General features: G+C 58.1%; 12 protein-coding genes and 1 pseudogene. 7 read left to right on the top strand and 6 right to left on the bottom strand.

From position 1 onward, the window contains the following. Positions 1 to 147 precede the first annotated feature (147 nt). The 6 genes and pseudogenes from J5Y17_RS18725 to J5Y17_RS18750 all read left to right on the top strand — a co-directional run bounded on the left by J5Y17_RS18725 (position 148) and on the right by J5Y17_RS18750 (position 4,361). Positions 148 to 1,374, top strand: coding sequence for a TRAP transporter large permease (locus J5Y17_RS18725; protein ID WP_255572220.1), 1,227 nt, complete (start codon positions 148 to 150; stop codon positions 1,372 to 1,374). A 60-nt stretch (positions 1,375 to 1,434) separates the two neighbouring features. Beyond that, the gene (locus tag J5Y17_RS18730) at positions 1,435 to 2,160 is read left to right on the top strand and encodes a GntR family transcriptional regulator (RefSeq protein WP_219787385.1); all 726 of its coding nucleotides are present in this window, start codon (positions 1,435 to 1,437) and stop codon (positions 2,158 to 2,160) included. Between the two features lie 59 nt (positions 2,161 to 2,219). Beyond that, a complete protein-coding gene (locus J5Y17_RS18735) occupies positions 2,220 to 3,059 on the top strand; it encodes a fumarylacetoacetate hydrolase family protein (RefSeq protein WP_219787386.1) in 840 nt (279 codons plus the stop codon). Positions 3,060 to 3,092: 33 nt separating this feature from the next. Beyond that, on the top strand, positions 3,093 to 3,872 hold the full coding sequence (locus tag J5Y17_RS18740) for an SDR family NAD(P)-dependent oxidoreductase (RefSeq protein ID WP_219787387.1): 780 nt from the start codon (positions 3,093 to 3,095) through the stop codon (positions 3,870 to 3,872). 193 nt (positions 3,873 to 4,065) lie between these two features. After that, positions 4,066 to 4,164: pseudogene (locus J5Y17_RS18745) on the top strand (IS6 family transposase); the annotation flags it as partial. A gap of 62 nt (positions 4,165 to 4,226) precedes the next feature. Beyond that, positions 4,227 to 4,361 (top strand): enoyl-CoA hydratase-related protein, encoded by a 135-nt coding sequence (locus J5Y17_RS18750; RefSeq protein ID WP_370629009.1) that lies wholly within the window; start codon positions 4,227 to 4,229, stop codon positions 4,359 to 4,361. 133 nt (positions 4,362 to 4,494) lie between these two features. Here J5Y17_RS18750 and dmpG read toward each other — a convergent pair whose 3' ends face one another. The 5 genes from dmpG to J5Y17_RS18775 all read right to left on the bottom strand — a co-directional run bounded on the left by dmpG (position 4,495) and on the right by J5Y17_RS18775 (position 9,317). Then, a complete protein-coding gene (dmpG, locus tag J5Y17_RS18755) occupies positions 4,495 to 5,520 on the bottom strand; it encodes a 4-hydroxy-2-oxovalerate aldolase (RefSeq protein WP_219787388.1) in 1,026 nt (341 codons plus the stop codon). 11 nt (positions 5,521 to 5,531) lie between these two features. Continuing rightward, positions 5,532 to 6,443: an acetaldehyde dehydrogenase (acetylating) gene (locus tag J5Y17_RS18760; RefSeq protein WP_219787389.1), complete on the bottom strand. Its 912-nt coding sequence runs from the start codon at positions 6,441 to 6,443 to the stop codon at positions 5,532 to 5,534. A gap of 18 nt (positions 6,444 to 6,461) precedes the next feature. After that, the gene (locus J5Y17_RS18765; protein WP_219787390.1) at positions 6,462 to 7,745 is read right to left on the bottom strand and encodes a TRAP transporter large permease; all 1,284 of its coding nucleotides are present in this window, start codon (positions 7,743 to 7,745) and stop codon (positions 6,462 to 6,464) included. After that, positions 7,742 to 8,230, bottom strand: coding sequence for a TRAP transporter small permease (locus J5Y17_RS18770; protein WP_255572219.1), 489 nt, complete (start codon positions 8,228 to 8,230; stop codon positions 7,742 to 7,744). Before J5Y17_RS18770 ends, J5Y17_RS18765 begins: the two co-directional genes overlap by 4 nt. A gap of 73 nt (positions 8,231 to 8,303) precedes the next feature. Then, positions 8,304 to 9,317 (bottom strand): TRAP transporter substrate-binding protein, encoded by a 1,014-nt coding sequence (locus tag J5Y17_RS18775; RefSeq protein WP_219787391.1) that lies wholly within the window; start codon positions 9,315 to 9,317, stop codon positions 8,304 to 8,306. 178 nt (positions 9,318 to 9,495) lie between these two features. Here J5Y17_RS18775 and J5Y17_RS18780 point away from each other — a divergent pair, with 178 nt between their 5' ends. Further along, entirely contained in the window at positions 9,496 to 10,905 is a 1,410-nt protein-coding gene (locus tag J5Y17_RS18780) for an FAD-binding oxidoreductase (RefSeq protein WP_370629010.1), read from the top strand. A 5-nt stretch (positions 10,906 to 10,910) separates the two neighbouring features. On the opposite strand, the gene J5Y17_RS18785 is transcribed toward J5Y17_RS18780, so the two are convergent. Next, positions 10,911 to 11,672: an IclR family transcriptional regulator gene (locus J5Y17_RS18785; protein WP_219787393.1), complete on the bottom strand. Its 762-nt coding sequence runs from the start codon at positions 11,670 to 11,672 to the stop codon at positions 10,911 to 10,913. Between the last annotated feature and the right edge of the window lie 329 nt (positions 11,673 to 12,001).

Raw genomic sequence — 12,001 nt, forward strand, 5'->3', positions numbered from 1 at the left:
CCCGTTCCTACCGCCACGCCAGAGCCGATGCCTTCGAAATTTGGGCTGAGTATGCACGCGAGTTGATCGCTTGAAAATTACGCGCAGCCCCGTTCTTGAGTGCCATCAATAATAACCTGACAATGCCCCCGCGCGCTCGATTCCACCCTGTCGCAAGTCCCGTTCACGACCGCGTCGAGTTCTACGTTCATCGTTCTTCCGATGTTCGTCTTCATGGGACTGATGCTCTGGTATTCCGGGATCACGACAAAGCTGTACGCGGCTGCGCGCATCCTGTTCTTCTGGCTGCCGGGGAACCTCGCCGCGACCACGAACATCGCGGGCGCGGGCCTTGGTGCGATCAGCGGCTCCACGGTCGGAAGTACCTATGCGCTTGGGCGCATCGCCATCGCAGAGATGCTGCATTACGGATATGACAAACGTCTTGCCGTAGGCTCGGTTCTCAGTGCAGGCACCATTGGACAGCTGATCCCGCCCAGCATCATGATGGTGATTTTTGCGGGCTTCGCCGAGGTGCCGGTAGGGCCGCAGCTTCTGGCCGGGACGGTACCTGGCATTCTCCTGACACTTGCTTATGTGATGACGGTTGTCTTTATCGCTGTTGCGAAACCGACCTGGGTTGGCAAGGGCCACAACCAGCTGCGTCACGAAACTGCCGAAGAGGCCGTTGAGCTCTCGCGCCGACAGAAAGTCCGGACTGTCCTCGACGCTTGGCCGGTTCCGGTTTTGATCCTCGTGATTTTCGGCGGTTTGGGCGGCGGTTTTCTCACGGTCACCGAATGCGCCTCCGTAGGGGCTGTCGGTTCGGCGCTCTACTGTCTTGCCGTGCAGGATGGTCGCCGTTTTTTCCACTCCCTTCTGGGCGCGGCACGTGGCACGCTTTCGGCGGTGGGGTCTGTTTTGATCCTCATTATTGGCGCCGCCATTCTGAGCCGACTTCTGGCGGTGACGGGGGCCGCACAATGGCTTTCGGCCAATATGAAACAGATGTCGGACAATATCATTCTGTTCTTCGGGCTTCTGATCCTGCTCTATCTCATGCTGGGGATGTTCATGGATGCAATTGCAATGATGCTTTTGACCGTGCCGCTGATCATGCCAATCGTAGTGGCCGCAGGCTATGATCCGATGTGGTTTGGCGTGTTCCTCGTCCTTATGGCTGAGATCAGCATCTTGACCCCTCCCGTCGGACTTTTGGTGTTCATCGGTCACCGAATGGCACAGGATCCCGAAATCAATATTGGTCATAGTGTGTCCTTGAAAGACGTCTTTGCCGGCGTTCTCCTCTTTGTCCCACTGGCTCTGGCCGTGGTCATTCTCATCACGATTTTTCCCGATCTCGTCACATGGTTGCCGCAACAAGCGGCGCGCTGATCGAGCTTCACGTCAGTTTGATCTCCAACTCACAACATCCAAATCACGGGGGCCCAATCAATGTCCAAAAGAGGCGATGCAAAATCACTGGCACTCGATGTCTACCAGAGGATTCGGCAAGGCATTTTTGATGGTTACATAAAACCGGGCACCCGCCTTCAACCCAGTGTCTTGGGCAAGGAATACAGTGCCAGCACCACCGTTGTTCGCGAAGCACTGATCTTGCTTAGCGGCGATCGGCTTGTGAACTCGCAGATCGGGGTTGGGTTTTCTGTCCCTGAACTGGACCGCAACGAGTTGCACGATTTGACCCTGGTCCGCTGCCACAATGAAACATTGGCACTCACGCTTGCCATCGAACGTGGTGGCGTGGAGTGGGAGACCGAGGTGCTTGCGGCTCATCACCGGCTATCACGCACTCCTCGTCGGACACCGGGAGGCGAGGTCCACGGCAACCCCGACTGGTTCAATGCGCATCGTGCTTTCCACGCCAAGCTGATCGAGGCCTGCGGCATCCCCGCACTGACCGACATCTGCGACAAGCTCGCAGCTGCGACCGAGATTTACCGCGTTTCCTCGGGGCCGATCACCACAAGCAGCGCGCGCAATGTGGAGAAAGAACATGCCGACATTCTCGCGGCCGTCCTGAACCGTAATGCGACACAAGCGGCCGCACTTCTGAAACAGCATTACCAAGCGACAGCGGAAAATCTTCTGGCGCATTGGCCCAACGACACCGAGGGGGAGGCACCTGTGACGCCCTCATCCGAGGCCCCCGAACTTTGACATAGCCCCCCCCCAAAAGGGGCAACACCTCACATATCAAGACCCTAAAGGAGAGACGAATGCGTCTTGTGTCTTTTATTTCCTCCTCCGGCCAGACGAGCTACGGCACGGTCGAAGGTTCCGATATTCTCGATGCCGGAGCGGTTCTGCGCGACCGCTATCGCGATCTTCAGGCCGTTCTGGCCGCCGATGCTCTGGCCGAGCTGGAAGGCGTGGGTGAAAAAACGCCGCTGAGCGATGTCACCCTTTTGCCGCCGATCCCAGCGCCGGAGAAGATTCTCTGCGTGGGATTGAACTACATGTCCCATATTGAGGAAACCGGGCGTGAGAAGCCGAAGCATCCGTCCATCTTCACCCGCTATCCTTCCTCTTTTGTCGGACATGACACACCGCTTGTACGCCCGAAAGCCAGCAATGATTTCGATTACGAGGGTGAACTCGCCGTCATCATAGGTAAACCCGGACGTCATATCACGGCGGCCGATGCGTTTGACCATATCGCAGGCTACACCTGCATGAACGAGGGGTCGATCCGGGATTATCAGATTCACACGACGCAGTTTTGGCCGGGTAAGAGCTTTGAAGAGTCGGGCTCCATCGGTCCGTGGATTTCGACCCCGGACGAGCTTGGCGACATCACCCAGCAGGTTCTGACCACGCGCATTGATGGCGAGATCGTTCAACAAGCTCGCTTCGATGATCTGGCGATCTCCATCCCGGAGATGATCGCCTATATTTCGACGGTCATTACCCTGCAGCCCGGCGATGTCATTGCCACCGGGACACCGGGCGGGGTCGGGAAATTCCGCAAACCCCAGCTCTATCTCAAGCCCGGTATGATCGCAGAGGTCGAAATTACCGGCATCGGCACCCTGAGCAATGGCGTCGTGGACGAGTGATCGGGAAGGCGCCTTAAATAAGGAAACATGATGATGAACAACAGATTCAAGAACAAGACCGCTTTCATCACCGGCGGCACGGGCGCGCTCGGGGCTGCCATTGGCAAACGCATTGCAGAAGAGGGCGGCACCGTCTTTCTGGCCGATCTCGCCCCCGAAAAAAGTGAATGCGTGCAGGCGGCCTTCGAGGGGCTGACACCGCCCGTGATCCTGCCTCTTGATGTCACCTCCGATGAGGATTGGCGCAGGGCACTTGACGAGGTGGTGGCGACCTCTGGCAAGCTTGATGTCGTGGTCAATGCCGCCGGTGTCGTTGGCAATGGCGCTTTCCTGATTGACGAACTGCCGACCGCCGAATGGCAGCGTATCATGTCGGTCAATGTCGATGGCACTTTCCTCGGGACCCGTGAAGGAATCCGGGTCATGAAGGAGAGCGGTGGCGGCGCCGTGGTCAATATCGGCTCGACCACCGCCTTTGTGGGCAGTTTGGACGCCATTCCATATAACGTCAGCAAGGCGAGCGTGCGGGCGCTGACCCGCAATGCCGCCTTCAGTGCGGGCAAAAGCGGCTACAAGGTGCGCGTCAACGCCGTCCATCCGACCTGGGTCTGGACGCCTCTGGTCGAAGCCATGTTGATCAAGAAATTCGGCTCCAAGGAAAAGGCGTTGGAGGTCATTTTGGCACAGCATTGCGTCGATCGCCTGCCTGAACCCGCCGACATTGCCAACGCGGTCGCTTTCCTTGCCTCGGATGAGGCTGCAATTGTCACCGGGGCGGATCTGGTGGTCGATGGGGGCCGCACACTCGGCTAGGCCTGTGGCCTGTGCTATGACTGAGAGCCACAAGTTGAGTGGCTCTCAGCAATTTCGAGGCTTTCGCAGGGTAAAGCTCTGTAAGGGAGATTGCCAACTTTCTGGCGCTCCTGAAGGTTCTGTCGCAAACTTTGTATTTCCGTTTCTGCGTGATGGCCGATATGCCGTTGCGCAAAAAAAGCAGGCGGGCAGAATGGCGACAAGTTTCAAAGGGGTGCATTACCCCAAGAGCGTGATCCTTTACGCGGTGTACTTCTATGTCAGATACGCGGTTTCTTACCGGGATCTGGAGGGGTTCTGTCGCAAATTGCCAGCTATTCTCGACCGGCTGTCAGGCTTGTGCGGGAAGCGGTGATGCGGGCCGAAGAAGTAAGCCTCGCCGAGGGGCTTCACTATGAACGGCGCATGTTCCACCAACTGTTTGGAACCCGCAATCAGCAAGAAGGTATGTCTGCGTTCTTGGAAAAACGAAAGCCCGAGTTTCAATAATCTTGGTGGACGGAGATCGAAGACGGGTATTTTACCCCAGCCGGTCCGCATCGCCTGCTCGACGGTGAGGCCGTGTTCGGCCAGAGCGCTTTACAACGAAACCCCGGCCTGTTCAGACCGGGGTTTCTTTTTGTCAGGCGTTGCGCTCGCGCTGCCAGGTCAGGGCGAGGTCTTCGATCATGTCTTCCTGACCGCCGACCATGCCACGCTTGCCCAGCTCCATCAGAAGCTCGCGCGCCGAGATGCCATAGCGTTCCTCCGCCCGTTTCGCGAACAGAAGGAACGAGCTGTAGACCCCGGCATAACCCAGCGTCAGAGAATTGCGATCGACCCGCACGAGGTGGTCCATCATCGGCACGATCAGATCTTCCGCCACGTCCATGATGCCGAAGAGATCAACACCGGTCTCGACGCCCATCCGGTTGAACACCGCGACCAGAAGCTCCATCGGCGCGTTGCCCGCACCGGCACCCAGACCGGCAGCCGCGCCGTCGATCCGGTTCGCACCGCATTCGACAGCGGCGACCGAGTTGGCGATCCCCATGCCGAGGTTGTGGTGTCCGTGGAAGCCGAGTTCGGTCTCCGGCGACAACGCCGCACGCAGGGCGGTGATCCGCGCCTTCACGTCATCGGGAAGCATATAGCCGGCCGAGTCCGTGCAATAGATGCAGTTGGCGCCGTAGCTTTCCATCTTCAGCGCTTCTTCCACCAGCCCTTCGGGGCTGTTGCGGTGCGACATCATCAGGAAGCCGACAGTGTCCAGATCGGTCTGCGAGGCAAACTTGATATGCTGTTCGGCGACATCGGCTTCGGTGCAGTGCGTGGCGATCCGAACGCCCGAAATCCCGAGGTCCATCGCCCGTTTCAGATCGTCGAGGATGCCGATGCCCGGCAACAGCAGAGCCGAGACCTTCGCGTTTTTCATATGCGGGATCACGGCGGCGAGGTATTCGTCGTCCGTTGCCGGTGCGAAACCATAGTTGACGGAGTTCCCGCCCAGACCATCCCCATGGGTGACTTCGATCCACGGCATGCCTGCCGCGTCGAGCGCCTTGGCGATGGTGATCATCTCGTCGATGGAGATTTGCTGACGCTTGGCATGCATGCCATCGCGCAGGCTCATTTCGTGCAATGTGACGTTGCGGCCTTCGATGCTCATACTGGCCTCCTTCAAGCGCGTTTGGGCAGGGCGATGTCACCGCCTGCGATTTCTTGGGCGAACATTTCGGCCGTGCGCAGCGCAGCCGAGGTCATGATGTCGAGGTTGCCGGCATATTTCGGAAGGAAATCCCCAAGCCCCTCGACCTCGACAAAGATCGAGACGCGGTTGCCGTCGAACACCGGGCCGTTCACAAGCTTGTAGCCCGGCACATATTTCTGAACTTCTTGGACCATCGCCGTGACGGATTCGGTGATCGCCGCTTCGTCGGGCGTGTCCTCGGTCAGAACGTGGATCGTGTCGCGCATCAAAAGCGGCGGCTCGGCCGGGTTCACGACGATGATCGCCTTGCCCTTCTTGGCGCCACCGACATTTTCGATCGCACGGGCGGTTGTCTGGGTGAACTCGTCGATGTTCTTGCGCGTGCCCGGCCCGATGGACCGCGAGGCCACAGAGGCCACGATCTCGCCATAAGCGACCGGCTGGACGCGCGAGACGGCGGCAACCATGGGGATCGTCGCCTGACCGCCACAGGTCACCATGTTGACGTTCATTTCAAGCTTGGCGGCATGTTCGGCAAGGTTGACCGGCGGTACGCAATAGGGACCGATGGCCGCAGGCGTCAGGTCGACCATAAGAACGCCCTTCTCATTGAGCTTGCGGCTGTTCTCGGCATGGACATAGGCGGAGGTGGCGTCAAAAGCGATGCGGATATCGTCGGCCTCGACGGCGTCCAGCATCCCGTCCACGCCTTCGGCCGTGGTCTTGATCCCCATCTCGGCGGCCCGTTTCAGGCCCTCGGATTCAGGGTCGATCCCGACCATCCAAACCGGCTCAACCCACTCGGAGCGCTGCATTTTCATCAACAGGTCCGTTCCGATATTGCCGGGACCGATAATCACGGCACGCAGTTTCTTTGTCATCGTGCAATTCCTTTAAATTTACATTCCGAAGAGGGCCGGCAGGCCGAGAGACAGGGCGGGCACATAGGTGATCAACGCTAGGATCAGGAGCATCACCCCAAGGAAGGGCGCCGCCGAGCGCATGAGTTTTTCCAGAGGAATGTTGCCCACGCGCGAGGCGACAAAGAGGTTTACACCCACAGGCGGCGTCACCATGCCGATCGCGAGGTTGGCGATCATGACAATGCCGAAATGAACCGGATCCACCCCCGTCGCCACAGCGACCGGCAACAGGATCGGAGTGAGGATGATGATCGCGGCGAGCGTTTCCATGAATGTGCCCACCACCAGCAACAAGAGGTTGATCAGGACAAGGATCATCAACGGGTTGCTCACCAGCTGCGTGATGAAATCGGCCATCATCACAGGGATGCGTTCAATCGCCAGAACCCGCCCGAAGATCGTGGCGGCCCCGACAATCAGCATGATCGTGGCCGAGGTGAGCGCGGAGGACGCAAAAATGTGATGCAGGTCCGTGAATTTCAATTCCCGATAGACGAAGAGCCCAACGAAGAGGCCATAGATCACACCGATCGCAGAGGCTTCCGTGGGGGTGAAGACGCCGCCATAAATACCACCAAGGATCAGGACCGGGACCATGAGCGCCCATTTCGCATCCCAGATGGTGACGACGATGTCCTTGAAACTGTAACTTTCAGTGCTTCGGGCAATGCCTTCGCGGCGTGCCTGGAACCAAGCGTATACGATAAGGGCAAGCCCGATCAGAGCCCCCGGCACGACACCGGCCATGAACATTTTGGTCACTGAGACATTGGCAGACGTGGCATAGATCACCATCGGGATTGACGGCGGGATGATGACGCCGAGGCTCCCGGCCGAGGCGATAAGCCCCCCGGTGAAGGGCGGGCGATAGCCCCCCTTGGCCATCGCGGGCATCAGGATCGCGCCAACTGCCGCGACGGTTGCCGGACCGGATCCAGAGATCGCCGCGAAGAACATACAGGTGACAACCGCAATGATCGCCAACCCACCGGAATAACGTCCGAAGAGCACCAAACCGACCTTCAACAGGCGCTTCGAAAGCCCACCATGGCCCATAAGGTCACCCGCCAGGACGAAGAAGGGCACCGCCATCAGTGGGAAACTGTCAATCGAGGTGACAAGCCCCTGCGCGATATAGCTCGAACTCACTTTGCCGCTGACCAAGAGAGCCAGCGTCGAGGCCAGACCCAAGGCAATGCCGATCGGCACTGAAACCAGGAGCATGACGAGGAACGGAATAAAAAGAAGAGCGGAAATCATTCTTCGGTCTCCGGGGCGCGACCACGCAACCGGGCGATATCGAGCACGATGTGTTGAACAAGACGGATCACTACAAGACCAAAGCCAACCACCGGTGCGGCATAGACATAGGCCATAGGGACCCCGAGCGAGGACGAGGTTTGGCCGAAGCCATAGATTTTCGCGGTGAGTTTCGCCCCTTCCCAAATCACCAGGGTGGCAAAAAGGCCGAACATGAGATGGATGAGAATTCGCACAACGATCTGGCCGCGGTCCGGCAGCAGTTCACTGAACGCTGTGACCCGGATGTGCGCCTGCAGGCGAACACCGTAGCTCACCCCGATGTAGGTTGCCCAGATGAACAGATAGCGCGCCAATTCTTCTGACCAGGTCAGCGAGGCTTCCATCACATAGCGCATGAAAACCTGAAGTCCGATGAGAAGAGACATTGAGGCAAGAAGAGCGACAAGAAGCGACTCTTCGAGTTTCTCATTTAGGAATTTCAAGGGGATACTCCAGTCAATAGGAGGTCGGTCTGACGGAGCGCGCACCACAGGGGTCGCGCTCCGTCCGGTTGACTTATTCGCCGTTGGCAACGGCCATGATGCGGTCCACAGCCTCCGCACCGACTTTCTTTTTCACCATGTCGATGACCGGACCCATACGGTTGGCGAACTCAGCCTGCTGTTCCGCAGTAAGCTCGATAAAGGTGATCTCAGGCATCGCCGCTTCGGCCTTGTCATCAGCTTCCTGCGCGAGTTTGCGCTGATAGGTTTTCGACTCCGCGAAGACCTCTTCGAAAATCGCACGGTCCTCATCGGACATCCGTGCCGTCACTTCCGGGTTCATCAGCACCACAAACGGGGAATAGATGTGGTTCGTCTTGGTGATGTACTTCTGCACTTCGAAGAACTTCATGTCATAGAAGAGGTTGATCGGCCCTTCTTGTGCATCGAACGTGCCCTGTTGCAGCGCGGTGAACAGTTCCGAGAACGCCAGCGGCGCCGGGTTTGCACCCTCTTCACGCCACGCCGCGATATGCACCTCGTTTTCCATGGTGCGCATTTTCATGCCGTCGAGATCAGCGGGCGTGTAGATCGGCTTTACGTTGTTGGTCAACTGACGGAAGCCGTTTTCCCAGTAGCCAACGCCGTGCAGGCCGACGCGGTCGAGGCTGTCGAGCAGGCCTTGGCCGATCTCACCGTCCAGCACGCGGTAGACGCTTTCGCGATCCTTGAACAGGAACGGAATATCGAGGGCGAAATACTCTTTGTTGAAGCTGCCGAGCGGCGCCGAGGACACAAAGGCCATATCGAGATTGCCGAGCTGAAGGCTCTCGATCAATTCGCGTTCACCACCAAGCTGGCCGTTCGGAAAAATCTCAAGACCAATACGGCCATCGGTTCTTTCACGCATCTGCTCGTCGATGAATTCAAGCGCGAGGTGGCCGGTGTTGGTGACCGATGCGGCGTGCGCCGCTTTGATCGTCAGCTCAGGTTCAGCCACCGCCTGCGTAGCACCAAAAGACGCAGTGACCAGACAAAGTGCGGCAGCGGTTTTGCGCAGGCTCGCGCCCGCGTTGAAGTGAATCATGGAATCCTCCCAAGTTCAGGTCAAGTGAGCCCACTCATGCGGCTCAGTTTCCTCCGGTAAAAACAGAATTACTCTGCCATTTCCCTTGATCGTTCTAACGATTCAAATCATCTTATGTCAAATAATGAAATTAGCTCTCAACATGTGAGAGATTTTACGCTGCTTAATGGAGGAATATGTGCAGACACCAGTTCTGGAAACACCGGATGTTCGAGAGTTCTGGGAGGCTTTGGCCGCGTCCCTCTCGCCAAATGACCTCATCCGCGGCGAGGATGTCGCGGAATCGGATATCAAGGACTGGAGCGCGGAAGTTCCCGGCCGACCCATCGGCCTCGCCCTGCCGCGCAGCACACAAGAGGTCTCCGCGATCTTGTCGCTGTGCAATCGCCACAACATCCCAGTTGTCCCTCAGGGCGGGCGCACGGGCCTTGCCGGCGGTGCGGTGGCAAGCGATGGGGCACTGCTTCTGTCTCTGGCGCGGATGAGTGGCATTGAAGAGATCGACACGGCCTCCGCCACGGCGACGGTCCTTGCCGGCACGACCCTGCAAACCATTCAGGAGGCCGTGGAGGCCCAGGGAATGATGTTCGGCCTCGACCTCGGCCCGCGTGGCTCCTGTCAGATTGGCGGCAACATCTCGACGAATGCGGGCGGCAATCGTGTGATCCGCTACGGCATGACGCGCGACCTGGTGTTGGGCCTTGAGGTGGTTCTCGCGGACGGACGCATCCTGTCGATGCTCAACCGCATGCCAAAGAACAACGCCGCTCTGGACATGAAACCCCTGTTCATTGGCAGCGAAGGCACGCTTGGGGTCATCACACGGGCCGTGCTGAAACTGCATCCGGGGATTGCCGGCGCGAATACCGCTCTGGTCGCCCTTCCCGATTTCGAATCGGCTCTCGCGCTTTTGGGACACGCCCGTCGCATGCTCTCCGACCGCGTCAGCGCCTTCGAAGTGATGTGGTCAGATTATTTCGAGGCCGTGCTTGAGATCACAGGCCTGCGTGCCCCGCTCGAATCCAAGGCGCCGCTTTACGTCCTCATCGACATGCAAGGCCCCGATCCGGATAAGGAAAACGATCTGTTCCACGAGATGCTCGGAGAGGCGATGGAGCAAGGCTGGGTTATCGACGCCGCTCTGGCACAATCGCAAAAAGACGCACTTGATCTCTGGGCCTTGCGGGACGGCGTGACAGAACTGTTGATGACCTGTCGCCCCACGATCAATTTCGACGTCTCCGTTCCAATTGCCAAAATCGGTGAGTGTGTCGCGCAAATGCGGGCCGCGCTTGAGGCCGATTTCCCGGATATGAACCGCTTCTTCTTCGGACATATCGGAGACAGCAACATTCACCTCGTCACGGGGCCCTTGCCTGACGACCCGAGTGTCGAACACCGGATCGAGTCCCGTGTCTATGAAATCGTACGGAATTTTTCCGGCAGTGTCTCCGCCGAACATGGCATCGGGCTGCACAAGAAGCCTTGGCTCAAATACAGCCGCAGCGAGGAGGAGCTGACCCTGTTGCGCGAATTGAAGCAAACCCTTGACCCGAACGGAATCCTCAATCCCGGCAAGGTGCTTTAAACCTCTCAGTCGCCGAGAAAGCCAAGGTCACGGCTGATTTCGGCGGCTGTGGCCTTGACCACCGGGATCAAGGCCTGCATGCGATCTTGCTCCATGTATTCAAGCGTCGACGACACACTGATCGCCGCCACGATACGACCCGTCGCGTCCCGCAGGGGCGCGGCAACACACCGGATCTGGTGCTCGTCCTCCCCGAGATCATAAGCATATCCGCCCTCTTGATAAGTCCGCATCCCCGCGAACCAGTCCGTCTCCGGTGTTTTGACCTTCATAAGATGACGGTCTCTTTTGAACAGACGCCGCAAATCCTCTTCAGGCGTGTCCAGCAACAAAGCCTTGCCCACCCCCGTCGAGATGGCCGGCTTTCGGCCCCCGATCCGCGACGTGATCTCAATGGGGCGGCGGCTTTGCAGCTTGTCCAGATAGATCACCTCACCATCTTCCAGCCGAGCCAGATGCACGGTGTCGGAGGTCGCCAGCGCCAGTTTTGCAAGAGTAGGTTTCGCGATCTTGGTGACATCAGCCTGTTGATAGCCCGCAAACCCCAACTCCACGATTTTCGGCCCCAACCCATAAGTGCGGTTGTCCACCTGACGCAAATATCGAACTTCGGTGAGCGCTGACACAACACGATGTGCCGTCTGATAGGTGACACCGGTCGCTTCGGCGATCTCAGGAATGCTGCGCGGCATGTCTGCCACACATTCAATGATAGAAAGACCGCGCAGCAAGGTCTGACTGTTTGCTGGTTTAGTAGGTTTGCTCATTCACATCTCACAGAAACCAAAGGCTATTTCGCGGTTAACCGCGATACTATCCGAGGATATTCTATTCTTCTATCTCTTGTTTCTTATGCTGATAGGCACAGAGGTCTTATTTAGGCGGAATGAATCGCCCCGGTCTTACCGGAGACCTGTGGTTTTCATTTCACGCGACCATATCTCGCGCCGGCTCTGTTGCAAACTTTGCCACAAGTCGCACTTACGCCTCGGACAGACACATTTATGCTGCGAGCTGTTTCTCCAGCCAGGCCATTGTTTCAGCCATGACACACGGCCCAACGCCGAAGGCCCGCTCAATCATGCGCTTCTCACCA

This window comes from Celeribacter sp. PS-C1 (assembly GCF_019429625.1).
GTDB lineage: Bacteria > Pseudomonadota > Alphaproteobacteria > Rhodobacterales > Rhodobacteraceae > Celeribacter.

Excerpts from the sequence above, each read along its gene's own strand:
- J5Y17_RS18730 (WP_219787385.1), top strand. The coding sequence starts at position 1,435 with ATGTCCAAAAGAGGCGATGCAAAATCACTGGCACTCGATGTCTACCAG.
- J5Y17_RS18735 (WP_219787386.1), top strand. The coding sequence starts at position 2,220 with ATGCGTCTTGTGTCTTTTATTTCCTCCTCCGGCCAGACGAGCTACGGC.
- J5Y17_RS18740 (WP_219787387.1), top strand. The coding sequence starts at position 3,093 with ATGAACAACAGATTCAAGAACAAGACCGCTTTCATCACCGGCGGCACG.
- J5Y17_RS18750 (WP_370629009.1), top strand. The coding sequence starts at position 4,227 with ATGCGGGCCGAAGAAGTAAGCCTCGCCGAGGGGCTTCACTATGAACGG.
- dmpG (WP_219787388.1), bottom strand. The coding sequence starts at position 5,520 with ATGAGCATCGAAGGCCGCAACGTCACATTGCACGAAATGAGCCTGCGC.
- J5Y17_RS18760 (WP_219787389.1), bottom strand. The coding sequence starts at position 6,443 with ATGACAAAGAAACTGCGTGCCGTGATTATCGGTCCCGGCAATATCGGA.
- J5Y17_RS18765 (WP_219787390.1), bottom strand. The coding sequence starts at position 7,745 with ATGATTTCCGCTCTTCTTTTTATTCCGTTCCTCGTCATGCTCCTGGTT.
- J5Y17_RS18775 (WP_219787391.1), bottom strand. The coding sequence starts at position 9,317 with ATGATTCACTTCAACGCGGGCGCGAGCCTGCGCAAAACCGCTGCCGCA.
- J5Y17_RS18785 (WP_219787393.1), bottom strand. The coding sequence starts at position 11,672 with ATGAGCAAACCTACTAAACCAGCAAACAGTCAGACCTTGCTGCGCGGT.